This is a genomic window from Roseateles sp. L2-2, assembly GCF_050613215.1.
Taxonomy (GTDB): Bacteria; Pseudomonadota; Gammaproteobacteria; order Burkholderiales; family Burkholderiaceae_C; genus Roseateles; species Roseateles noduli.
The window spans coordinates 2662509-2683292 of the sequence record NZ_CP192509.1 but is presented as its reverse complement, the minus strand read 5'-3'; the positions used below and the strand labels follow the sequence as shown (position 1 = coordinate 2683292).

The window sequence follows — 20784 nt, the reverse complement described above, 5'->3', positions numbered from 1 at the left end:
TCAACGCTTGAAGATGATCACGCCCGACACATTGCCGATGCGGCTGTCGAAGCCGTAGGCCACGCCGGCCCGCGTGCCCGCCGCGCCCGCGATCTGGCCGATCACCGAGACGTTGTTGCCCAGGCTGCCGGTGCATCCGCCCAGGCATCCGGACCCGGTGCTGGAGATCAGCGAGACGCCGGAGAAGCCGGACGCCGAGGTCTGCGTCGCCACGCCCACCAGCGAGAAGGTCTGGCCCGCCACCGGCACCGTGAGCGAGTAGCTCGCCTTGCCGCCGAGCTGCAGCTGCAGCGACGCGTTCAACGACCCGCCGGCACCGTTCACGACGCCGACGGCCACCAGCTTGCCGTCGGATTGCACCGTCGGCGCGGTGGATGCCATCGACGAGAAGGTGCCGTTCACCGGCCCCGTCGGTGTCTCCGCGATGGCGAAGTAATGCAGGGTGGACAGGTTGCCGTTGCCGACGCCCTTGCCGTTGGAGGTGCCCTTGACCTTGCTCTGGCCGTCGGTCCAGCGTCCCCAGCCGATGACGCCGTCGACGCCGACATCCGTCGGCCGGCCCTTCTCGAGCATCGATTTGCCGGTCCCGGGGTTGTCCGCGTCCAGCAGGCCGCCCGTCGGGTTGAAGTGCGCCTTGGCCTGCGTCAGTCCGGAAGCGACTTCGCCCTTGTCGGTGCTCCACACCAGACCGAGCGTGACGTTGCCGTCGGGCAGCGGCAGCGGCATCGGCCCCGGTCCGGGGCCCGGCCCCGTTGGCGGTCCGGGCGGCGCCGGAGGCGCTGGAGGCGCTGGAGGCGTCGGTGGAGGCGGCGGCCCAGACGGGCTCGGTGCCGGTGCCGGTGCCGGCGACGGCGATGGCGATGGCGATGGCGATGGCGATGGCGATGGCGACGGCGACGGCGACGGCGACGGCGACGGCGACGGCGAAGGCGAAGGCGAAGGCGATGGTGATGGCGACGGCGACGGCGACGGCGAAGGCGAAGGCGAAGGCGATGGCGATGGCGAAGGCGAGGCCGCGGGAGGCGCCACCACCACGATCGGCGCGTTCTGGCCGCCTGCGCCGGCGCCGGAAGGGGCTCCGACGGGCGCGGAGCCCGGCAGCGGAGGCAAGGCGTCCTCGTCCACCGGCGCGCTGCCTCCCGGTCCGGGTGCCGCGGCGACAGGCGGCGTCATGATCGCGACCAGGAACTGCGACACCTGCTCGCCCGAAGACGGCGTGTTGCGCACGGCGGGGACTTCCGCGGCGGGCTTCGCCGCTTCCGCCGGGGTGTCCGCGACGGCGACCGCGCCCGCGTTGGCCGGCTGCAGGAGCACCAGCGGTTTCACGCTGACCGCGGGCTTCACGGACCGGTTGGGCGTCAAGGCCGTGAAGCCCTTGGGCACGTCGACGCAACCGCCGTCGTTGCAGACCGCCACGCGGCCGCCGATGACGCCCACCTCCAGGGCGCCGTCGCCGCCGACGGCCGCCGTGTACTCGGTCCCGCGGATCCCGATGGTGCCCGACGGCGTGTCGAGCCGGTACTCCTCGGCGCGCGGATGGCCGATGCTGCCGCTGATCGTGCGCAGCGCACCGCGGACCAGGCTCATGAAACCGCGCTCCTCACCGTCCGGTGCATTCGCCACGCGGTAGTCGTCCAGTCGCAGCGTCGTCTGCTCGCTGAGCGCCATCATCGCGCCGTCGACCATGCGCAGCTGCACGCGTCCCTTGCCCGTCTGCACGGTCTCGCCGGATTCGACCTGGGCCCCTGTCTTGAGCTCGCGCACCTCGCCCTTGGCGGACACCGCGCGCACCTCGCCGCTGGAGAACAGCACGGTCGCCGACGGGCTCGACCAGGCCAGCCCGGAGACCGCGCACAGCGCGGCCGTCGCCACCAGACGGCGCAGGCCGGGCCCGGAGGCGGTGCCGACGCGACGGTCGGAGGGACGTCGTGCGTCGAGGGTCATGGGAAGCTCCTGTGGAGGGTGATCTGGAAGGTCGTGCGCACGTAGTCGTAGAGGACGACGTTGGACGCGGCGCGCGTGAAGCGCAGCTGGCCGGTGAGTTCCCACCGGTCGGCGACCCGGTAGCGCAGACCGGTGGACACGTCCTTCTGCCGGTCGCGCCGGGCGGTGTCGAAGAACGGCTCCTCGCCGCCGTAGCGTCGATCTTCGAATTGCGCGTCGCCGACCAGGTCGAGCTTGTCGGTCAGGCGCCGTTCAACGCCGATCCGCACGCCGCGCCCGCGATGCCCGAAGGATGCGAAGTCGGCGTCGGTGTCTTCCCGCGCGACGTAGACGCTGGCGTACGCGAGCGTCGCGCCGCTGCCGAAGCTGCGCGCCAGACCCAGGCCCAGCACCGACCGGTCGTTGTCGCGGCCGACCTCGCCGGGGAAGTCCTGACGCGACCACTGGCCGAAAAGACTGCCCTGGAAGTTCTCGTCGAACTGCGACTGCCACTGCGCGGTCACGCCGCCGACATCGCGGTAGCGCCGCGATCCGACGCGGGCGGAGCCGGCCTGCAGCGCGAGGGTCTGGCTCTGGGAGCCCGCCGTGTGACGGACGCCGGCGGTCGCGTCGGCCAGCACCGTGTCCATGTCGTGGACGTCGCGATTGGCCGTGTGGCGGAGGTTGGCGGCGACCATGAGGCTCCAGTCCGTCGCCAGCGGCAGCTCGGCGAGCGCGCCGGCCGCGACGCTTCCGAAGAGTGCCCCCTGACGTCGGTTCTCCGGCGCGGTCTGGAAGAGGATGCCGCCGAACGCGGGGATCGCGAATTCCCCCTGGTTGGTCGCGCTGTTGACGTTGCTGTCATGGCCGGCGCCGACTTCCACATAGCCGGACACCCGCGTCCCACGCCGCGGGACGACCTGGTCGACCACGCCCAGCACGCGATCGATGGCGGCGGCGGCCTCGGGCGGCGTGTCGCCGGCGCGCGCGAGCAGCAGCTGCTCACGCGCCCGTCCGGCATCGCCGGCAGCCAGGTAGGCCCGGCCCAGTTCGGCCCGCGCGAGCCGATCGTCCGGGCGCGCGTCCACGGCGCGCTCCAGCGCAAAGATGGCGCGCGTCACATGACCGGCGTCCAACGCGGCGATGCCGAGGAGATAGTCGAAGTCGGGGTCGCCGGCGCGGCTGGCTTCCGAGGTCACCAGCAGCGCATACGCGGCAGCGGCCTCACGGCGCGCGAGCAGCGACGAGGCCTGGTCGAGCAAGGCGTCCTTGGCCAGGAGGCCCGTGCTGCAGCAGGCGATCGATGCGGCCAAGGCGAGATGCCGCAGGCCGGCCTTTCCACAACGAGCGAAGAATCTTGTTTGTCGGGAACTCAAGGTCACCTCATTTTTTTATCGTGAATGCGCGAACGCACCCCAACGGACCATCATCGGCGGCGCGTGGATCAATTGAAGGCAGAGCGCCGACCGCGCTGTGATTTCCTGCGCGCAGCGAGAGAGCCGCGCGACGCAGGAATCGCGGATGTTCGCGATGCAGTCACGCTAAGTTCGATGCCGCACATTGCCCGGACGCCCGTACGCTGTGCTGCGCAGGGGTGGACGCGAGCGCCGCAGGCACCTTGTCGACGAGGGTCGGGTCTTGTCTGCCCGGCGCGCCGGTGGCGTCCCGTCATAGAATTGCCCGCATGCATCCGACGCGGACCTCGACCAGGCGCTGGGCATGGCTCGTGAGTCTCACGATCCTGCTCGCGGCGATGCTGCCGTCGTTGTCGCATGCCATGCTGGTCCATCAAGGCGCCACCTTCGCGGAGATCTGTTCCGCGACCGGCGCCAAGCTCGTGGTGATCGATGCCGCCGGCAATGCCGACACGAGCCGCGAGAGCCCATCGCTGATGAACTCGTCGATGAACTGCCCGTACTGCGCCATCCACCATGGCGCGCCGGACCTGCCGCCCGCCACCGTGCAATGGGCGCCGCCCGATGCGTTGAAGTTCGAGCACCCACAGCTGTTCTTCACCGCGCCGCGCCCGCTCTTCGCCTGGGCGCCTGCGCTCGCCCGCGGACCTCCCGCCGTCGCCTGATCGCCGCCTCGCGGCCGATGCGCACTTCGCTCCGTTCCGGACGCGAAGCACTTTCCGACTGACCTGTCCGCCCTCGCGCGCGCTGGCGCTCATGCGCGCGTGCGCCACGGCGCGCCACGGTCGGTCCACGCCTTCTCGATCATGCGACACCCTTCCCTCGCACCGCGCGCGCCCGACGCGCGCCGCCGTGCCCTGACCATCGCCACCTGCCTGCTGCCGTTGACGGCCTGCAAACCCTCCCCGACCTTCCACGGCATCGATCTCTCGCTCGTGAGCTACGCGAGCGGCTTCGCGCTCCAGGGCGCGGACGGCCGCCCGCATCGGCTGGCCGATTTCCGCGGCAAGGTCGTGATGATCTTCTTCGGCTTCACGCAATGCCCCGATGTCTGCCCGACGGCGCTCACGCGCGCCGCGGCTGTGCATCAGATGCTGGGCGAGGACGCCAAGGACTTCCAGGTCCTCTTCGTGACCATCGACCCCGAGCGCGACACCGCGCCGGTGCTCGCGGCCTACACCGCCGCGTTCAACCCGAGCTTCCTCGGGCTCTACAGCGACCTCGCGGGCACGGCCGCCGTCGCCAAGGAATTCAAGGTCTATTACGGCAAGGTGCCCACGGGCAGCAGCTACACGATGGACCACTCGACCTTGAGCACCGTCTTCGACCGCAACGGCAAGGTGCGCCTGGCCATCAAGCACGAGATGAGCGCCGCCGACCTCGCCGAGGACGTGCGGCAGCTGCTCAACGCCTGACCCCACTCAACCCACATCTTTCAGAGAACCGACATGACTTCCAAGATCCACACGCTGCTGCTCGTCGCAGGCTCGCTGTTCGCTTCAATCGCACACGCCCAGGTGAAAGTCGACGACGCCTGGGTGCGCGCGACGGTCCCGCAGCAGAAGGCCACTGGCGCGTTCATGAAGCTGACCGCCGCCAAGGACACCCGGCTCGTGGCCGTGGCCACGCCGCTGACGCCCAAGGCCGAAGTGCATGAGATGGCGATGCAGGACAACGTGATGCGCATGCGCCAGATCCCGGCGATCGAACTGCCGGCGGGCAAGACGGTGGAACTCAAGCCCGGCGGCTTCCACCTGATGTTCCTGGACCTGCCCGCGCAGGTGAAGGCGGGCGATCAGGTGCCGCTGACGCTGACCTTCGAGGATCGAAGCGGCGCCCGCCAGACCGTCGAGGTGAAGGCGCCGGTGCGCGCGCTCAATGCGGCGATGCCGGCGAAGGACGACAAGGGCGGTGGTCACGGCGACCACGCGCACTGAAGAAGCTTCCGTCTGGAAGGATGGCGGCTCAGTCCGCCATCCACGCGCTGTTGGACAGCGTGCAGAGCTCGCCGACCAGGCGCTCGAAGTCGCAGGCCTTGTCGTAGAAGCCGTCCGCGCCGCAGGACAGGACGCGGGATTCATAGGCCGAGCGGTCTTCCGAGCTCAGCACCAGGATGCGTCCGCGGAAGCGCGCGGCGCGCAGGCGTTCGATCACGCCCAGGCCGGAACCGCCGTCGATGCTCAGGTCCACCAGCACCACGTCCGGCGCGCTCAGCGCGATCGTGCTGATCGCGGCGTTCTCGCTGGAGGCCTGGCCCACCACGGTGATGGACGCTTCGGACTGCAGACGCGACACCATCAGGCGTCGCAGCAGCGCGTTGTCCTCGATCAGTGCAACCTTCATTTTTTGTCTCCCTGGTATGACTCAATGATGAGTCACGGGTGACAGTTTTTCGAGGCTGGCCGGCCCCCAGCCGGGGTGGGGACGCTGGCCGACATCGGGTCAGGCGAAGGACTACAGAGGCATGGGATTCCCGCACACCCCGGAAGAGCCATGGCGCAGTCGCGCCATCGCCCTCCAGAGAGGACTCAGCCCCGGCGCCGCGGGGCCCTGCGCCGCTGATGCACGATCAGGGCGACGAACACGACGCCCGCCGCGAAGCTGGTGTGGCCGCTGTAGCTGACCAGGCCCACGCCCCAGCCCTGCACGGACACGACGAGCGCCAGGCTCGCCAGCAAGAGCGCCCAGCCGGCGCTGCGCAGCGCCTTCGACTGGGAAGCCGGGAGCTCACGGCCGAGGACGTCCGATTGCGCCCGGTCCGTCGCCATCGCGAGCGCCGCGAAGGCCGCCACGCAGATCAGCAGGCTGAGGACGTGCATCATCGCGCGCCCTCCCCGCCCGAACGCAGCGCCATGCCCGCTTCGCCGGAAGGCGGCGGCGGGGGCATCCTCGACGCCTTGACGGGCGCCCTGACCGCTGCGTTGGCTGGCAGCCCGTCCTGCGCGGACGGCACAGGCGGCTCGGCGCGTTTCGCCTTCGTCACCGGCCTGCCCTTGGGCACATGGCGCGCCGTGCGGATCGCCAGGTAGGCCAGCAGCGCCGCGAAGGCCCAGAACATCAGCTCGACCGCCGCGAAGGTCCAGTCCCCTTGGGCAATGCTGTGCCACAGCGGTCGGTCCGTCGTCAGCGCGTTGCCCACCGGCAGCAGCGCCAGCGAGGCGGCACCCAGCCAGAACAGCTCGATCCAGGCGCGCTTGGGCGGTCGGACCAGCGCATGCAGCAAGGTCACCGCCCAGACGATGAACATCACGTGGACTTCCCATTCCGCGCGCTTGTCCAGCCCCATCGGCAGCAGCCGGTTGGCCCACAGCATGCCGCTCATCGCCAGCGGCAGGCCCGCGATGGCGGCGATGTTCAAGCGCTCCACCACCATGAAGCCGATGTACGGCTTGTCGGGATCGGGCAGCTTCTGGCGGCGCTTGACCGTCCACATCACCAGCCCGCTGCCGACCATCGCCGTGCCCGCGAGGCTGACGATGAAGTACAGCCAGCGCGTCGCGTCGTCGCCGAAGCGGCCCAGGTGCAGCCCGTACATCACGCCGCGCGTCTCGGCTGCGGCGCCGACGCCGCTGCGATCCTCCAGCAGCTTGCCCGAGACCCCGTCGAACAGCAGGTACTGCGGGCTCATCGACACGCGGCCGCCCTCGCCGCGCGTGATCGCCACGCGCGCCGCGGCGTCGCCCGGATTCGTCGCGGTGACGCGCGCCACGTTGCCCGCGCCCCAGCGGCTTTCGGCCTCGCGCACCATCGCCTCGACGGACGCCAGCGGCGCCTTTTCACCCGAGGGCTTGCCGGGCTGGATGAAGGCGCTGAGTTCGGAGGTCAGCTGCTTCTTCAACGCCGGCGAATTGATGCCGGCCTGCTCGCCCCAGGGCATGTAGAGCGCCATCAGCGTCACCAGGCCGGTGTACGTGATCATCAGGTGGAAGGGCAGCCCGAACACCGACAACGCGTTGTGCGCGTCCAGCCACGAGCGCTGGCCCTTGCCCCAGCGGAAGGTGAAGAAGTCGGTGAAGATCTTCTTGTGCGTGATCACGCCGCTGACGATGGCCACCAGCATGAACATCGCCGCCAGTCCCGCAAGCCAGCGGCCCCACAGCACCGGCATGTAGTGGAACTGGAAGTGGAAGCGGTAGAAGAACTCGCCGCCCAGGGTCTCGCGCGCGTTGACCACCTTCTCGCCGGTCTGCGGATCGAAGACCGCCGACTTGAACGCGCGCCGCGCGCCCTCCTTGGCCGGCAGCCGCCAGAAGGCGTCGGCCACGCTGTGGCGGTCGTCGGTCAGGCGCAGGCTCCACTGCGAGGTGCCTTCGGCCAGCGTCCCCAACTCCTGCGCGATGCGGCGGGCCACGACGGCCGGCTCGGGCGTCACGGCCTGATGCGCGATCTCCGGTCGCATCCACTGCGACAGCTCTTCCTTGAAGTAGCTGACCGTCCCGGTGAGGAACATCGCGAACAGGAACCAGCCCAGCAGCAGGCCGGTCCAGATGTGCAGGTCCGACATCGTCTGCCGGATGCCGCGCGGCTGCGGCGCGGTCTTGCCGGAAATGGCGTCGGTGGAAACGTCGTCGGTCATGGCGAAGCGGCGGGGGCGGCGGCGGTCCACACGGACCAGGCGAAAGGCAGGAGCGGCAAGGCGGCGACGATCAGGCCGACCCAGGCCCGCGTGGCGCTGCGCACCGCGAAGACCCAGACGACGGCGCCGGCGTAGACGGCGAAGCTGCCGAGCATGCCGCCGATGACGGCCTGCGGCCGGCTCACCGGCAGCGCGAGCACCGCGACGCTGAGCAGCGCCGCCAGCACGTAGCCGCCACCGATCGCCGCGACGATTCGCGAGAGCAGCGGCAGCACGCCCAGGACGCGGGTCGCCGCGACGGCGACCCGGGATGTGCGGCCCGACGGGGCGCTGACGGCGTTCATCGCGGCGCTCCTCCCCCGGCTCACTTGTTCGGCGTGGCCGCCGGGCCGGCCGCGATCGGCTCGACGCCGTCGGCCTTCAGCACGGTCAGCGAGGTCACGTAGTTCACGCCGTCGTACTTCTCGGCGCCCTTGGGGCTCTGGCGCTCGCCGGCGGTCTTGTCGTTGTGCGCGACCTCGGCCACGTACTGGCCCTTCCACGGCAGGTCGAAGCGCACCAGGCCCTGCTCGTCCGAATGGGCTTCCTTGGCCCAGCCCGACTGCGTCACCAGCGACACCTTGGCCTTGGGCAACGGCTGGCCGCGGAAGAACACCTTGAACTGGCCCGGCTGGCCCGCCGGCACCACGTCCAGCGTCAGCTTGGGCGGCAGCGCGGCGGTCCCCGTCACCAGGCGCGCGGCCGGGCGATACCAGTTCGTCACCTGCCTGTCGCCCTGCTTGAAGCTGTAGAGCGGATAGGACGCGTCCTCGGCCAGCAGCGACTCGCCGGCCTCGGCGCGGAACGGCAGCGCGTAGCCGTCCTTGCCCTTGACCGCGTCGACCGGCTGCTCGCCCTTGCCGTCCAGGCGGATCGCGCGCACCTGGCCGAACTTGTCCAGCAGACCCGGCGAGGCCTCGCGCAGGTTCTCGCCGAATTCGCCGAAGCGCACCACCGCGCGCTCATTGGCGCCGGCGGGCTGCTCGATCCAGATCTGGTGCGCCTGCGCGGCGCCGGCCGCGGCCAGCAGCAGCGACACGACAGACAGACGCGAGGTCAGGTGCGAAGACGGGCGCAGGGACGGACGGAAGCTCTTGTTCATGAGGTCTCCTGGGGGACTCGGATGATGAACGGGATGACAGCGAGGAATCAGAAGTCGAAGGACGCCGACAGCACGACCGTGCGGCCCGTGGCCACCGTCGCGTACGAGCCGCTGAGCAGCCAGTAATGGCGGTCGAAGACGTTGTCGATGTTGGCGCGCAGGACCGTCGGCACGCCGGCGATCCTGGTGGTGTAGCGGGCGCCGATGTCGGCGCGCGTCCAGGCGGGCACGGCCAGCGTGTTGGCGTTGTCGATCCAGCCCGAGGACGTGTAGATCACGCGGCCGCTGATGCCCAGGCCCGGCAGGTACGGCACGTCCCAGTCGGCGCCGATGCTCGCGGTCTTGTCGGCCACGCCGGTGGCGTCCTTGCCGTCGAAGGCGCCGCCGGCGGTGCGCTGCTGCTTGGCGTCGGTGTAGGACGCGCTGGCCAGCCAGCGGACGCTGCGGATGATCTCGCCCTGCGCCGACAGCTCCACGCCGCGGTTGCGCTGCTCGCCGTCCGCGGCGAAGCGGAACAGGGCCGTGCCGGGCACGGGCACGTTGATCGAGTTCGCCTTCTTGATCTGGTAGACGCTGAGCGAGGTCAGGAAGCTGCCCCAGTCCTTCTTCACGCCCGCCTCGATCTGCTTGGAAACGAAGGGCGGCAGCGCCTCGCCGGGGTTGACGATCGTGGCGTTGGTCGGCGCGATGGCGCCGCGGGTCAGGCCCTCGGCGTAGTTGGCGTAGACCGACAGGTCCTCGGTCGCCTTGAAGACGACACCGCCCAGGCGCGAGAGGTTGCTCTTGTTGTAGTAGTTGGTCGCCGTCTTGGGATAGGCGGTGAGCTCGGCGGTCTGGTCGCGCAGGCCGACGGTGACGAGCAGGCGCTCGTTCAGGAAGGACAGCGTGTCGGCGATCGCCACGCCCGACAGACGGGTGTCCGAGGACTTCGTCGGCGTGCCGCGCACCCCGATCACCGCGGGCATGGGCACCGGGTTGTAGATGTTGGACGGCACCGAGGTCGTGGTCGGATTGGCCAGGTAGAAGAAGCCGGTCTCCTGCTCCAGCCGGCTGATGCCGACCGACACCGAGTGGCCGATGCCGGCCGTCTCGAAGCGGGCCCGGGCGCCGGCGTCGGCGCTCTTGGTCTTGAAGTAGGCGTCGTACCAGGCGCCGATCAGGCGGAAGTCGCCGTTGGCGTCGGCGCGCGTGCTCGCGGTCGGGAAGTCCTGCATGGACCAGCTGTCGCGCCAGCCGGCGCCGGCCCAGACGGTCACGCGGTCGTTGACGTCGTACTCCAGCTTCGTCGCGAACATCTCGTCGTCGATCGCCAGCGCGGCGTCGGGGCCGTAGATGTTCTTGCGCGGATCGGGCGTCTTGGGCAGGCGCGTCAGGCCGGTCACGAAGGCCGGCTGCGAGCGGAAGCCGCGGATGTTCTCGTGCTGCTTGAAGACGTCCGTGGTCCAGCGCAGCTGCGTGCCGCGGAAGTCCAGCGCCAGGGCGGCGAAGCGCTGACGCGCGTTGCCGTCGTCGATGCTGGCCTCGCCGTCGCGGTAGCTGCCGTTGAAGCGGACGCCCCACTCCTTCTTCTCGCCGAAACGGCGGCCCACGTCGACCGCCACGCCGAGCTGGTCGCCGCTGGAGAAGCTGGTGGTCACGCGTGTGAGGTTCAGGTCCGCGGCGCGCTTGGGGATCACGTTGATGCTGCCGCCGACGCTGCCGCCGGGCGGCATGCCGTTGACCATGGCGTTCGGGCCCTTGAGGACCTCGACGCGCTCCATGACTTCCGCCGGCATGCGATTGGCCGACGCGAGACCGAACAGGCCGTTGAAGCCCACGTCGCCGCTGGGCACGGCGAAGCCGCGGATCTGGAAGTCCTCGCCGAAGCCCTGAGCGGCCGTCATCACGCGCACCGAGGCGTCGTTCTGCAGCACGTCGGCCAGCGTGCGCGACTGCTGGTCGCGCATCAGCTGCTCGGTGTAGTTCAGCGTGCTGAACGGGATGTCCATCGCGTCCTGCGAGCCCAGGATGCCGACGCCGCCGCGCGAGCCCAGACCGGCCTTCTGGCGCTCGGCCTTGCCCTGGACGGTGACCTTGTTCAGCGCGGTGTTCGCCGAGGTCGCCGAGGTCGCCGACGTCGAGGCAGCGGAAGCCGCCTTGGCCGGAGCCTCGGGCGCCTGCGCGGCTTGTGCCAGCGCGCCGGCGGCGCCGACGGCCAGGCCGGCACCCAGCAGCGATTTCAGGGCCGACGACAGGGGCGTCAGCAGAAGGGACGAGTCAGGGCGGACGGACATGTGGAGGCGTATTGTTGCAAATGAGAACTCTTCTCATCATAGGGGTGCAACATGTTGGCGCCGTGAATGACCGTGCGATTGATGGAAAGGATGGCAGCGCTACCACCCGTTCCGTCAAGCTTTGGAGCGGACGCTAGGCCGCGTCGCCCGTCGAGCCTCGCAGCACCAGCTGGAAGCCGACATCGACGATGGCCGGCCCGGAGTCGCCGCCCTGGCCGCGTGCGATCAGCACGTCGGCGGCGCGGCGGCCGATCTCGGCGCCGTCGATGTGGACCGTCGACAGCGACGGATGCAGCGAGGCCGAGAACTCCGCGCCGCCGAAGCCGATCACCGCGAGGTCCTCGGGCACGCGCAGGCCGCGCGCGAGGGCCTCGGTCAGGACGCCTTCGGCCATGCCGTCGGAGCTGCAGAAGACCGCGCGCAGGTCCGGCGCCTGCGCCAGCAGCGTCGACAGCGCGCGCCGACCGTGCGGCACGCCGGCGGGCACCTCGGTGACGGCGGTGGGGACGTCCTTGCCGATCACCGACAGGAAGCCGGCGCGCCGCTGGCCGGCGCGCTGGTCGCCGCCGGTGGCCAGGCCCACGCGGGTCCATCCCCGCGCCATGAAGTGCCCCGCCACCGCGGCGCCCACCTGCACGTGCGAGAAACCGACCACCGTGTCGAGCGGCCGCTCCGTCATGTCCCAGGTCTCCACCACCGGCACGCCCAGGCGCGCCAGGCGGCGTGCGGTGTCGCCATGCTGCAGCAGCCCCGCCACCACGATGCCATCGACGCGCCGGCCGATCATGGTGTTCAGCAGCGCCTCCTCGCGGGCGTGGTCATAGCCGGTCTGGCCGAGCAAGACCTGGTACCCGGCGCGGTCGAGCTGCTCGGTCAAGACCTGGATCGTCGGCAGGAACTGCGGCACCGAGATCACCGGCACCAGCGCCGCCACCGTCATGCTTCGCCGCGACTTCAGGCCGCCTGCCAGCAGGTTGGGGATGTAGCCGGTCTGGGCGACGGCCTGCATCACCTTCTCGCGGGTGGCGGCGGAGACCACCTCCGGCGTGCGCAGCGCGCGGGAGGCGGTCATCAGCGACACGCCCGCCGCAGCGGCGACGTCATGCAGGGTCACGGCTCCAGCGCCAGGGCGGACAGGCGGCATCGATGAGGGCGGGTCTGAAAGAGGGGCGGAAAGAGGGGGGCGGCACGATGGGTCGGCGGCGATTGTCCGAGCTTTGCAGATGGAATCTTGCAAACACGTCGATGTTACCGTTACCATCATTCATCGCGGCGCTGAACAGTCACGGGCACCGACTGCCCATTCTTTCAGCGCCTTTTCATGAACCTGAATGTTAACGTTAACAGCCATGTCAGACATCAGTTCCAACGACCGCATCGAGTGGCTCCGGATCTCGTCGTGCTACCTCCCGCTGGCCACGCCGATCAGCGACGCGAAGGTGCTGACGGGCCGGCAGAAGCCGATGACCGAGATCGCCCTGCTCTTCGTCGAGCTCGTCACGCGCGACGGCCACGAGGGACTGGGTTTCAGCTACTCGAAGCGGGCCGGCGGGCCGGGTCAGTTCGCCCATGCGAAGGAGATCGCGCCCGCGTTGATCGGTGAGGACCCGAGCGACATCGCCAAGCTCTGGAACAAGCTCTGCTGGGCCGGCGCGTCGGTCGGGCGCAGCGGGCTGTCGACGCAGGCGATCGGGGCCTTCGACGTCGCGCTCTACGACTTGAAGGCGCGTCGTGCGCGCCTGCCGCTGGCCAAGCTGCTGGGCGCGTATCGCGATTCGGTCGCCTGCTACAACACCTCGGGCGGCTTCCTGCATACGCCGCTGGAGCAGCTGCTGGTGAACGCGTCGGCCTCGATCGAGCGCGGCATCGGCGGCATCAAGCTCAAGGTCGGGCAGCCGGACGGCGCGCTCGATCTGAAGCGCGTCGACGCGGTGCGGCGGCATCTGGGCGACCACGTGGCGCTGATGGTCGACGCCAACCAGCAGTGGGACCGGCCGACCGCGCAGCGGATGTGCCGCACCTTCGAGCCGCTGCGGCTCGTGTGGATCGAGGAGCCGCTCGACGCCTACGACCACGAGGGCCACGCGGCGCTGGCCGCCGCCTTCGACACGCCGATCGCCACGGGCGAGATGCTGACCAGCGCGATGGAGCACGGCGATCTGATCCGCCACCGCGCCGCGGACTACCTGATGCCGGACGCGCCGCGCGTCGGCGGCATCACGCCGTATCTGAAGATCGCCGCGCAGGCGGAACAGGCGGGTCTGATGATCGCGCCGCACTTCGCGATGGAGCTGCATGTGCACCTCGCGGCGACCTATCCGACCGAGCCGTGGGTCGAGCACTTCGACTGGCTGGAGCCCCTGTTCAACGAGCGCCTGGAAATCGCCGGCGGCCGGATGTTCGTGCCCGACCGGCCCGGCCTCGGCCTGAGCCTGAGCGAGCAGGCGCGCGTCTGGACGCGCGAGCAAACGGAGGTCGGCAAGCGCCCCTGACGCCTGCAGCCGTGCCACGACCGCAGCCCTCACCCCCCGCCCTCTCCCGCGATGCGGGAGAGGGAGCCTCGAAGCGCTCTGGTCTTACTCCCTCTCCCGCTTGCGGGAGAGGGTGGGGGTGAGGGCCAGCGACGGCAGAAATACTGAAGCCTCTTTCCCCGATCCATCGCTCAAACAACGACACCAGGAGACAACGATGACTCGATTCCTTCGCCCCTTCACGGTGGCGCTCGCACTGCTGAGCGCCTTGCCGATGACCGCGGCCCTCGCGCAGAACTGGCCGGCCCGTCCGGTCACGCTGCTCGTGCCCTTCCCGCCTGGCGGCTCCACGGACATGGTCGCGCGCACGCTCGGCGTGAAGCTGCAGGAGAAGCTCGGAGGCACCTTCGTCGTCGACAACAAGGCCGGCGCCGGCGGCATGATCGGCGCGGCGGCGGCCAAGCGCGCGACACCGGACGGCTACACGCTGTTCGTGTCCTCGCTCGGTCCCTTCGTCATCGGCCCGCACCTCACGAAGACCGCGGGCTACGACCCGATCAAGGATTTCGACTACATCACCATCGCCGTGCAGGCCCCCAACGTCCTGGCGGTGCCGGCGGGATCGCGCTTCAAGACGCTGGCCGAGGTGATCGCGTTCATGAAGGCCAACCCCGGGAAGATGACCTTCGCCTCCGCGGGTCCCGGCACTTCGGACCACCTCACCGCGGCGCTGTTCTGGCAGGAGACCGGCACCACCGCCACCCACGTGCCCTACAAGGGCGGCGCGCCGGCGATCACCGACCTGCTCGGGGGTCAGGTCGACACGACCTTCATGAACATCAACACCGCCCTGCCCCACATCAAGGCCGGCAAGATGCGCGCGCTGGCCATCACGAGTGCGAAGCGCTCGCCGCTGCTGCCGGACGTGCCCACGATGGAGGAACTCGGCCACAAGGGCGTGACGGTCTACTCCTGGCAGGCTGTGGCCGCCCCCAAGGGGCTGCCGACGGACATCAAGACCAAGGTGCGCAACGCCGTCGTCGAGAGCCTGAACGATCCGGCGGTCAAGCCCAAGCTGCTGGAGCTGGGCTTCGAGATCGTGGGCAACACGCCGGAGCAGTTCACCGCATTCCAGTCCGCGGAGTTCGCGCGCTGGAAGCAGGTGATCGAGCAGGGGAAGATCAGCATCGATTGATGCTGGGCGGCCGGTCCTTCAAGCGGCCCGCGGCTTGCGCGTGTCGGGCAGGAAGGCGGTCGCCAGACCGAGCAGCGGAAGGAAGGACGTGAGGGTGTAGACCCACACGATGCCGTGCACGTCAGCGAGATGGCCCAGGCCGGCGGCGCCGATGCCGCCGATGCCGAACATCAGTCCGAACATCACGCCCGACACCATGCCCACGCGGCCGGGCACCGCCTCCTGCGCGTAGACGACGAGCGCGGCGAAGGCCGACGACATCACCAGCCCGATCGCGACCGCGAGCACGGCGGTGAGCGTCAGCCCCACATGCGGCAGCGCCAGCGCGAACGGCGCCACGCCGAGGAAGGACACCCAGATCACCGCCTTGCGGCCGATGCGGTCGCCGACCGGTCCCCCGGCGAAGGTACCGGCGGCGACGGCGGCCAGGAAGATGAACAGGTAGACCTGGCTCTGCTGGACGCTGAGGCCGAAGCGCTGGATCAGGTAGAAGGTGAAGTAGTTGGTGAAGGACGCGATGTAGACGAACTTCGCGAACATCAGGATCGCGATGACGACGACGGCGCGGATCACCTCGCGACGGCCCAGGCCGCCGACCGCGCCGCGGGCGAGGCTGTTCACCTTCGCCTGACCGTGCCGCAGCGTCCAGCCGGTGATGCGCGACAGCACGAAGATCGCGAGCGCGGCGACCAGCATGAACCAGGCGATGGCCGACTGGCCGTGCGGGATGACGATGGCGGCGGTGAGCAGCGGCCCGACGGCGGAACCCGCGTTGCCGCCGACCTGGAAGCAGGACTGCGCGGTGCCGAAGCGCCCGCCCGAGGCCATGCGCGCGACGCGCGAGGCTTCCGGGTGGAAGGTCGCCGAGCCGATGCCCACGACGCCCGCGGCGACGAGCAGCATCTCGTACGAGGTGGCGAACGCCAGCAGCCCGACGCCGATCAGCGTGGCGACCATGCCCATGGGGAGCAGATAGGGCTTGGGATGCTTGTCGGTGTAGAGGCCGACCCAGGGCTGCAGCAGCGAGGCGGTGATCTGGTAGACCAGCGCGATCCAGCCGATCTGGCCGAAGCTCAGCGCGTAGTTGGCCTTCAGCATCGGGTAGATGGACGGCAGGACGGCCTGGATCAGGTCGTTGAGCAGGTGCGCGAAGGCGGCGGCGCCGACGATCGGCAGCAGGAAGCCGTGCACGTGGGGGGCGGCGGATGAGGCGGTCGCAGCCGGTGCGGGGGCGGCGGGAAGCGCCGCGTCGGCGCGTGCGAGGGACGCGGAATCGGTGGTCATGCGGGGTACTGCCGGAAGGTCGCGATGGCGGGATCGCCGAGCCTAAAGGACTTCGCGCCGTTTTCCGGTCGTCAGCGGATCGATGCGACCGCTCTGCGCGCAGCGCCGGATGACCGATCATCCGTACGGTTCCGACTTCCATCCACGATCTTCATGCTTCATCACATCTCGTTCCCCGCAAGCTCGCTGGATGTCAGCGGCAGGTTCTATGACGCCGCCATGGCGGCGCTGGGCTTGCGCCGCGTCTTCGAGGACGACGAGGCCATCGGCTACGGCCTGGAGGACGACAAGGACCTGTTCTGCCTCAAGCTGCGCTCGCCGGTCGTTGCGCCTGGGCCGGGCTTCCATCTGGCGTTCGCGGCACCCAGCCGCGCGGCGGTCGACGCCTTCCATGCGGACGCGCTGGCGGTCGCCGGCACGGACAACGGCGCCCCGGGCCTGCGTCCGGACTACGGCGCCACCTATTACGCCGCCTTCCTGATCGATCCCGACGGGCACCGCATCGAGGCCGTCTTCAAGGGCGCCGCCTGAGGTCGCATCGACGTCGGCTCGCTCCAGACACAGCGCCCGGCCCTGCCGGGCGCTTTGCATTTGGGGGCACCACAGGCTCAGTCGATTGTTGCGAGTCGCACAACAACCCATTCGTTCCTGGGCCATTTATGTGATCGGGGCCCGCATCTAACCTTCAGTCATCGGCAAACGAAGCCGGCCCAAGACCCCAGACACCCCGATCCAACGCTCTCTCAAAGGAACCCATCATGACCGCCAAGACCCTGATCGCCACCGCCCTGATCGCCCTGTCCGCCGCTGCCGTGCCGGCCTTCGCGCAGAACTACAGCCACCTCGACCCGATCACGCAGAGCCAGAAGAGCCGCGCTGAAGTGCTGGCCGACCTGGAGATCTATCGCGAATCCGGCCTCGCCGCCGTCGATCGCACGGAAGACACCTCGCTGGAACTCAACCAGCGCGCGAAGGCGGAGGCCCGCTACGCCGAGCTGAAGGCCTCGCCGAAGTACGCCGCACTGGTGCAGCGCTTTGCGACGAAGGACGCCAAGGGCTCGACGACAGAAGGCGTCTCCGCCCGCTGAGCGCCCTCTCCTGGGCCCTGTTTCCCGCCGCCCTGTCTCCCTCCTCCTCTGACTCCCCTGTCTCCCCGACCTCCAAGCGCCGACAGGACTTCGGTCCTGTCGGCGCTTCGCCTTTCTGGGGCTTCAGGTCCGACGGTTCATCCGCCGCGCATGCAGTTCACGCCGCCGCGGCGAGGGTTCGTCGCTAGGCGCTCGAAACGTCGGGCCTCGATGACGACACTGACTCCATCGACACAGCAAACGCCTTCAGGAGATCGACATGAACACCGCCCGCCTCAGCATCACTTCCGCCACCAACACCACCGTCAAGGCCGTCGCCTTCGGTGCCATCGCGGCGATGGTCCTGGGCCTCGGGTTCGCTCATGCACAAGGCCAGCGCGAGATGCGCGCCTCGATCGTGACGCTCGACCCGGTGGTGATCACTGTGAAGCGCGAGCAGTTGCCGACCGTCTACATCACGGGCCGCCGCAGCGCCGACACCGTCGACACGCAAGTCGCCTCGGCCGAGTGAACGCCCCAGGTCGCGCTGCATCGGCGGAGCGATCCACGGACTGACGCCCTTCGGTTCGCTCCCAAGCAAGACGCCCGGCCATGCCGGGCGTTTCGCATTTCAGACCTCCGGTTCTCGATCAGACGCAGGCGCGCCGGAAGACCCAGTCGCCTTCGTCGTAGGTCATCAGGTCGGGCGCGGCGGCAGGGTCGACCCGCTCGTAGCCGCAGGCCGAGAGCAATCGGCTGCTTCGCACATTGGCAGGCAGCGTCGTGGCCCAGCACTGCGCCTCGGGGCTCACGCGCGACAGCTCGTCATGCAGCCAGGCCAGTCCCTCCGCAGCGTAGCCATGGCCCCAGGACGACGGCGCGAGGAGGAAGGCGACCTCCGCAATCCCTCCGTGGACGGTCGCTTCCAGTCGCCCGATGAGCTGATGGTCCGCGCGCAGCCGCACGGCGTAGTTGAGCCAGCGCTCCGACGCCCGATCGGCTGGAGGCCCGATCAACGCCCTTCGCAACCCCAGCGCCACCTCATCGGCGTCAGAAGGCAGACCGCCGATGTGCTCGTACACGCGCTCGTCCCAGAGCCGGTCCGCCAGCGCATCGATGTCGGCATCGACGAGCGGGGACAAGGTGAGGCGGGCAGTCTGCATGGATCGGAGAACTCTCGGATGTCGATGGTGGCCAGGATTATTGCGGCCACCACAACGAGGCATTGCGGCGCAGACCGTTTATCCAAGCAGGGGCCGCGCCTAACCTTCAGTCATCGGCAAACGAAGCCGGCCCAAGACCCCAGACACCCCGATCCAACGCTCTCTCAAAGGAACCCATCATGACCGCCAAGACCCTGATCGCCACCGCCCTGATCGCCCTGTCCGCCGCCGCCGTGCCGGCCTTCGCGCAGAGCTACAGCCACCTCGATCCGATCACGCAGGGCCAGAAGAGCCGCGCTGAAGTGCTGGCCGATCTGGAGATCTATCGCGAATCCGGCCTGGCTGCCGTCGACCGCACTGAAGACTTCGCGCTGAACGCCAGCCAACGCGCCAAGGCACAGGCCCGCTACGCCGAGCTGAAGGCTTCGCCGACGTACGCGGCGCTGGTACAGCGCTACGCGGCCAAGGAAGCCAAGGGCGCCGTGACCGAAGGCGTCGCCGCCCGCTGAGCACTGTTGAGCTCCGCTCGGGCTGCGAAGCCCGGATCGTCGAACGCCGAGAGGACACCGTCCTGTCGGCGTTCTCGCTTTTGATCGGTTGAAACGGCGATCGGAGCGCAACGGCTTGTCAGCCGTCCTTGCAGTTCACGCCATCGCCATGCGGCTTCGTCGCTGAGCGCTCGAGACGCGAGGCCTCGATGACGACACTAACTCCATCGACACAGCAAACGCCTCAGGAGACCGACATGAACGCCACCCGCCTCAGCATCACTTCCGCCACCAACACCACCGTCAAGGCCGTCGCCTTCGGTGCCATCGCGGCGATGGTCCTGGGCCTCGGGTTCGCTCATGCGCAAGGTCAGCGCGAGATGCGCGCCTCGATCGTCACGCTGGATCCGGTGGTGATCACCGTGAAGCGCGAACAGCTGCCGACCGTGTACATCACCGGCCGTCGCAGCGCCGACGCGGTCGACACGCAAGTCGCCCTGGCCGAATGACCGCCTCAGGTCGCGCTGTTTCGGTGGAGCGATCCACGGACTGACGCCCTTCGGTTCGCTCCCAAGCAAGACGCCCGGCCATGCCGGGCGTCTTGCTTTGCGATTGTTGCGAGCCTCACAACGACCCATTCGTGTGCCAGTCATTTATCAGAAAGGGATGCGGTCCTAACCTTCAGTCATCGGCAAACGAAGCCGGCCAAGACCCCAGACACCCCCGATCCAACGCTCTCTCAAAGGACACCATCATGACCGCCAAGACCCTGATCGCCACCGCCCTGATCGCCCTGTCCGCCGCCGTGCCGGCCTTCGCGCAGAGCTACAGCCACCTCGATCCGATCACGCAAGGCCAGAAGACCCGCGCCGAAGTGCTGGCCGATCTGGAGATCTACCGCGAATCCGGCCTGGCTGCCGTCGACCGCACCGAAGACTTCGCGCTGAACGCCAGCCAACGCGCCAAGGCGCAGGCCCGCTACGCCGAGCTGAAGGCTTCGCCGACGTACGCCGCGCTGGTGCAGCGCTACGCGGCCAAGGAAGCCAAGGGTGCCGTGACGGAAGGCGTTGCCGCCCGCTGAGCTTCGCTCGGGCCTTCTGGCCCGTGTCGACGAACGCCGAGAGGATACTGTCCTGTCGGCGTTCTCGCTTGTGGATGCCGGCTCATGCGGGGCGCTCTGCATTGCGCGGACCATCGGTGCCGGATGCTTCTAGCCTTGCTGCCGCATCGACGACCGCTCATGACGACCCTCTCCCCGCTCCACGCCCTCGCCCTCGACAGCTCGCGCTGGCACGAACTCGAACACGCGTATGGGACCGCGTCGGACATCCCCGACCTTCTGAGGCAGCTCGACAGCCTCCCGGCCTCGCACGCCGAGCAGGACCCCTGGTTCTCGCTCTGGAGCGCCCTGGCACATCAGGACGACGTGTTCCCCGCCTCGTTCGCCGCCGTGCCTCACGTCGTGCGAGCATTGGCGCAATCGCCTTCAACCGCGGACGCCACCTATTTCCAGTTTCCAGCAGTCGTGGAAGCCTTGCGGCAGCGGAACGCCGTGGAGATCCCCGACGACCTGCGGACAGCGTACTTCGCGGCTTTGGCCGCGCTGCCGGGATTGGTGGCGAAGGCCGCCGACCGCGCGTGGGATGAGGGCTTCCTGGCTTGCGCGCTCTCAGCGGTCGCCGCCGCAAAAGGCTTCGGCAGCGTTGCGGAAGCCGCGCTCGAACTGACGCCTTACGTCGCGGACGAGTTCATGGAGTGGTTCCATTCGCGCTGAGGCGTCTGCAGACG

The 20784-nt window shown here is 69.3% G+C and carries 23 protein-coding genes; 12 read left to right on the top strand and 11 right to left on the bottom strand.

What is annotated here, in order from left to right; all coding sequences use genetic code 11:
- Together ACQZ13_RS12015 and ACQZ13_RS12010 are read right to left on the bottom strand one after the other, a co-directional pair.
- Positions 1 to 1944 carry a FecR family protein gene (locus ACQZ13_RS12015; protein WP_431052184.1) on the bottom strand — a complete coding sequence of 648 codons (1944 nt, stop codon included), beginning with the start codon at positions 1942 to 1944 and terminating at the stop codon, positions 1 to 3.
- Complete coding sequence (locus ACQZ13_RS12010) at positions 1941 to 3236, bottom strand: surface lipoprotein assembly modifier (protein ID WP_431052182.1); 1296 nt, start codon at positions 3234 to 3236, stop codon at positions 1941 to 1943. Before ACQZ13_RS12010 ends, ACQZ13_RS12015 begins: the two co-directional genes overlap by 4 nt.
- A 371-nt stretch (positions 3237 to 3607) precedes the next feature.
- Here ACQZ13_RS12010 and ACQZ13_RS12005 point away from each other — a divergent pair, with 371 nt between their 5' ends.
- From ACQZ13_RS12005 to ACQZ13_RS11995, 3 genes are all read left to right on the top strand, one after another.
- Positions 3608 to 4003: a DUF2946 domain-containing protein gene (locus tag ACQZ13_RS12005; RefSeq protein WP_431052180.1), complete on the top strand. Its 396-nt coding sequence runs from the start codon at positions 3608 to 3610 to the stop codon at positions 4001 to 4003.
- A gap of 141 nt (positions 4004 to 4144) precedes the next feature.
- Complete coding sequence (locus tag ACQZ13_RS12000; protein WP_431052178.1) at positions 4145 to 4753, top strand: SCO family protein; 609 nt, start codon at positions 4145 to 4147, stop codon at positions 4751 to 4753.
- 33 nt (positions 4754 to 4786) lie between these two features.
- Positions 4787 to 5275, top strand: coding sequence for a copper chaperone PCu(A)C (locus tag ACQZ13_RS11995; RefSeq protein WP_431052176.1), 489 nt, complete (start codon positions 4787 to 4789; stop codon positions 5273 to 5275).
- A gap of 28 nt (positions 5276 to 5303) precedes the next feature.
- On the opposite strand, the gene ACQZ13_RS11990 is transcribed toward ACQZ13_RS11995, so the two are convergent.
- The 7 genes from ACQZ13_RS11990 to ACQZ13_RS11960 all read right to left on the bottom strand — a co-directional run bounded on the left by ACQZ13_RS11990 (position 5304) and on the right by ACQZ13_RS11960 (position 12472).
- Positions 5304 to 5681 carry a response regulator gene (locus tag ACQZ13_RS11990; protein ID WP_431052174.1) on the bottom strand — a complete coding sequence of 126 codons (378 nt, stop codon included), beginning with the start codon at positions 5679 to 5681 and terminating at the stop codon, positions 5304 to 5306.
- 185 nt (positions 5682 to 5866) lie between these two features.
- Complete coding sequence (locus ACQZ13_RS11985) at positions 5867 to 6160, bottom strand: DUF3325 domain-containing protein (protein ID WP_431052172.1); 294 nt, start codon at positions 6158 to 6160, stop codon at positions 5867 to 5869.
- A complete protein-coding gene (locus ACQZ13_RS11980) occupies positions 6157 to 7914 on the bottom strand; it encodes a PepSY-associated TM helix domain-containing protein (RefSeq protein WP_431052170.1) in 1758 nt (585 codons plus the stop codon). The genes ACQZ13_RS11985 and ACQZ13_RS11980 overlap by 4 nt, the downstream gene beginning before the upstream one ends.
- Positions 7911 to 8258: a DUF3649 domain-containing protein gene (locus tag ACQZ13_RS11975; RefSeq protein WP_431052168.1), complete on the bottom strand. Its 348-nt coding sequence runs from the start codon at positions 8256 to 8258 to the stop codon at positions 7911 to 7913. The genes ACQZ13_RS11980 and ACQZ13_RS11975 overlap by 4 nt, the downstream gene beginning before the upstream one ends.
- A gap of 20 nt (positions 8259 to 8278) precedes the next feature.
- On the bottom strand, positions 8279 to 9055 hold the full coding sequence (locus tag ACQZ13_RS11970; protein WP_431052166.1) for a DUF4198 domain-containing protein: 777 nt from the start codon (positions 9053 to 9055) through the stop codon (positions 8279 to 8281).
- A gap of 47 nt (positions 9056 to 9102) precedes the next feature.
- Positions 9103 to 11328: a TonB-dependent receptor gene (locus ACQZ13_RS11965; RefSeq protein ID WP_431052164.1), complete on the bottom strand. Its 2226-nt coding sequence runs from the start codon at positions 11326 to 11328 to the stop codon at positions 9103 to 9105.
- A 133-nt stretch (positions 11329 to 11461) separates the two neighbouring features.
- Positions 11462 to 12472, bottom strand: a complete 1011-nt coding sequence (locus ACQZ13_RS11960) for a LacI family DNA-binding transcriptional regulator (RefSeq protein ID WP_431052162.1) — start codon at positions 12470 to 12472, stop codon at positions 11462 to 11464.
- Between the two features lie 205 nt (positions 12473 to 12677).
- Here ACQZ13_RS11960 and ACQZ13_RS11955 point away from each other — a divergent pair, with 205 nt between their 5' ends.
- Together ACQZ13_RS11955 and ACQZ13_RS11950 are read left to right on the top strand one after the other, a co-directional pair.
- Positions 12678 to 13820, top strand: a complete 1143-nt coding sequence (locus ACQZ13_RS11955; protein WP_431052160.1) for an L-talarate/galactarate dehydratase — start codon at positions 12678 to 12680, stop codon at positions 13818 to 13820.
- Between the two features lie 196 nt (positions 13821 to 14016).
- The gene (locus ACQZ13_RS11950; protein ID WP_431052158.1) at positions 14017 to 14994 is read left to right on the top strand and encodes a Bug family tripartite tricarboxylate transporter substrate binding protein; all 978 of its coding nucleotides are present in this window, start codon (positions 14017 to 14019) and stop codon (positions 14992 to 14994) included.
- 18 nt (positions 14995 to 15012) lie between these two features.
- On the opposite strand, the gene ACQZ13_RS11945 is transcribed toward ACQZ13_RS11950, so the two are convergent.
- Positions 15013 to 16278, bottom strand: coding sequence for an MFS transporter (locus ACQZ13_RS11945; protein WP_431052156.1), 1266 nt, complete (start codon positions 16276 to 16278; stop codon positions 15013 to 15015).
- Positions 16279 to 16431: 153 nt separating this feature from the next.
- Between ACQZ13_RS11945 and ACQZ13_RS11940 the strand changes: the two genes are divergently transcribed.
- From ACQZ13_RS11940 to ACQZ13_RS11930, 3 genes are all read left to right on the top strand, one after another.
- Entirely contained in the window at positions 16432 to 16809 is a 378-nt protein-coding gene (locus ACQZ13_RS11940) for a VOC family protein (protein ID WP_431052154.1), read from the top strand.
- Positions 16810 to 17036: 227 nt separating this feature from the next.
- A complete protein-coding gene (locus ACQZ13_RS11935) occupies positions 17037 to 17366 on the top strand; it encodes a DUF4148 domain-containing protein (protein WP_431052152.1) in 330 nt (109 codons plus the stop codon).
- Between the two features lie 259 nt (positions 17367 to 17625).
- Positions 17626 to 17877: a hypothetical protein gene (locus ACQZ13_RS11930; RefSeq protein ID WP_431052150.1), complete on the top strand. Its 252-nt coding sequence runs from the start codon at positions 17626 to 17628 to the stop codon at positions 17875 to 17877.
- Positions 17878 to 17995: 118 nt separating this feature from the next.
- Here ACQZ13_RS11930 and ACQZ13_RS11925 read toward each other — a convergent pair whose 3' ends face one another.
- Positions 17996 to 18508: a GNAT family N-acetyltransferase gene (locus ACQZ13_RS11925; RefSeq protein WP_431052148.1), complete on the bottom strand. Its 513-nt coding sequence runs from the start codon at positions 18506 to 18508 to the stop codon at positions 17996 to 17998.
- Between the two features lie 179 nt (positions 18509 to 18687).
- On the opposite strand from ACQZ13_RS11925, the gene ACQZ13_RS11920 reads away from it, so the two are divergent.
- From ACQZ13_RS11920 to ACQZ13_RS11905, 4 genes are all read left to right on the top strand, one after another.
- Positions 18688 to 19017, top strand: a complete 330-nt coding sequence (locus tag ACQZ13_RS11920; protein WP_431052146.1) for a DUF4148 domain-containing protein — start codon at positions 18688 to 18690, stop codon at positions 19015 to 19017.
- A 236-nt stretch (positions 19018 to 19253) separates the two neighbouring features.
- Positions 19254 to 19505, top strand: coding sequence for a hypothetical protein (locus ACQZ13_RS11915; protein ID WP_431052144.1), 252 nt, complete (start codon positions 19254 to 19256; stop codon positions 19503 to 19505).
- Positions 19506 to 19750: 245 nt separating this feature from the next.
- Positions 19751 to 20077: a DUF4148 domain-containing protein gene (locus tag ACQZ13_RS11910; RefSeq protein ID WP_431052142.1), complete on the top strand. Its 327-nt coding sequence runs from the start codon at positions 19751 to 19753 to the stop codon at positions 20075 to 20077.
- 159 nt (positions 20078 to 20236) lie between these two features.
- Complete coding sequence (locus ACQZ13_RS11905; RefSeq protein ID WP_431052140.1) at positions 20237 to 20770, top strand: hypothetical protein; 534 nt, start codon at positions 20237 to 20239, stop codon at positions 20768 to 20770.
- Positions 20771 to 20784 lie beyond the last annotated feature (14 nt).

Excerpts from the sequence above, each read along its gene's own strand:
- ACQZ13_RS11955 (WP_431052160.1), top strand. The coding sequence starts at position 12,678 with ATGTCAGACATCAGTTCCAACGACCGCATCGAGTGGCTCCGGATCTCG.
- ACQZ13_RS11915 (WP_431052144.1), top strand. The coding sequence starts at position 19,254 with ATGAACGCCACCCGCCTCAGCATCACTTCCGCCACCAACACCACCGTC.
- ACQZ13_RS11970 (WP_431052166.1), bottom strand. The coding sequence starts at position 9,055 with ATGAACAAGAGCTTCCGTCCGTCCCTGCGCCCGTCTTCGCACCTGACC.
- ACQZ13_RS11965 (WP_431052164.1), bottom strand. The coding sequence starts at position 11,328 with ATGTCCGTCCGCCCTGACTCGTCCCTTCTGCTGACGCCCCTGTCGTCG.
- ACQZ13_RS11980 (WP_431052170.1), bottom strand. The coding sequence starts at position 7,914 with ATGACCGACGACGTTTCCACCGACGCCATTTCCGGCAAGACCGCGCCG.
- ACQZ13_RS11985 (WP_431052172.1), bottom strand. The coding sequence starts at position 6,160 with ATGATGCACGTCCTCAGCCTGCTGATCTGCGTGGCGGCCTTCGCGGCG.
- ACQZ13_RS11920 (WP_431052146.1), top strand. The coding sequence starts at position 18,688 with ATGACCGCCAAGACCCTGATCGCCACCGCCCTGATCGCCCTGTCCGCC.
- ACQZ13_RS11930 (WP_431052150.1), top strand. The coding sequence starts at position 17,626 with ATGAACACCGCCCGCCTCAGCATCACTTCCGCCACCAACACCACCGTC.
- ACQZ13_RS11910 (WP_431052142.1), top strand. The coding sequence starts at position 19,751 with ATGACCGCCAAGACCCTGATCGCCACCGCCCTGATCGCCCTGTCCGCC.
- ACQZ13_RS11990 (WP_431052174.1), bottom strand. The coding sequence starts at position 5,681 with ATGAAGGTTGCACTGATCGAGGACAACGCGCTGCTGCGACGCCTGATG.
- ACQZ13_RS11995 (WP_431052176.1), top strand. The coding sequence starts at position 4,787 with ATGACTTCCAAGATCCACACGCTGCTGCTCGTCGCAGGCTCGCTGTTC.
- ACQZ13_RS11925 (WP_431052148.1), bottom strand. The coding sequence starts at position 18,508 with ATGCAGACTGCCCGCCTCACCTTGTCCCCGCTCGTCGATGCCGACATC.
- ACQZ13_RS12000 (WP_431052178.1), top strand. The coding sequence starts at position 4,145 with ATGCGACACCCTTCCCTCGCACCGCGCGCGCCCGACGCGCGCCGCCGT.
- ACQZ13_RS12015 (WP_431052184.1), bottom strand. The coding sequence starts at position 1,944 with ATGACCCTCGACGCACGACGTCCCTCCGACCGTCGCGTCGGCACCGCC.
- ACQZ13_RS12005 (WP_431052180.1), top strand. The coding sequence starts at position 3,608 with ATGCATCCGACGCGGACCTCGACCAGGCGCTGGGCATGGCTCGTGAGT.
- ACQZ13_RS11950 (WP_431052158.1), top strand. The coding sequence starts at position 14,017 with ATGACTCGATTCCTTCGCCCCTTCACGGTGGCGCTCGCACTGCTGAGC.
- ACQZ13_RS11905 (WP_431052140.1), top strand. The coding sequence starts at position 20,237 with ATGACGACCCTCTCCCCGCTCCACGCCCTCGCCCTCGACAGCTCGCGC.
- ACQZ13_RS11975 (WP_431052168.1), bottom strand. The coding sequence starts at position 8,258 with ATGAACGCCGTCAGCGCCCCGTCGGGCCGCACATCCCGGGTCGCCGTC.
- ACQZ13_RS11935 (WP_431052152.1), top strand. The coding sequence starts at position 17,037 with ATGACCGCCAAGACCCTGATCGCCACCGCCCTGATCGCCCTGTCCGCC.
- ACQZ13_RS11945 (WP_431052156.1), bottom strand. The coding sequence starts at position 16,278 with ATGACCACCGATTCCGCGTCCCTCGCACGCGCCGACGCGGCGCTTCCC.
- ACQZ13_RS11940 (WP_431052154.1), top strand. The coding sequence starts at position 16,432 with ATGCTTCATCACATCTCGTTCCCCGCAAGCTCGCTGGATGTCAGCGGC.
- ACQZ13_RS11960 (WP_431052162.1), bottom strand. The coding sequence starts at position 12,472 with ATGCCGCCTGTCCGCCCTGGCGCTGGAGCCGTGACCCTGCATGACGTC.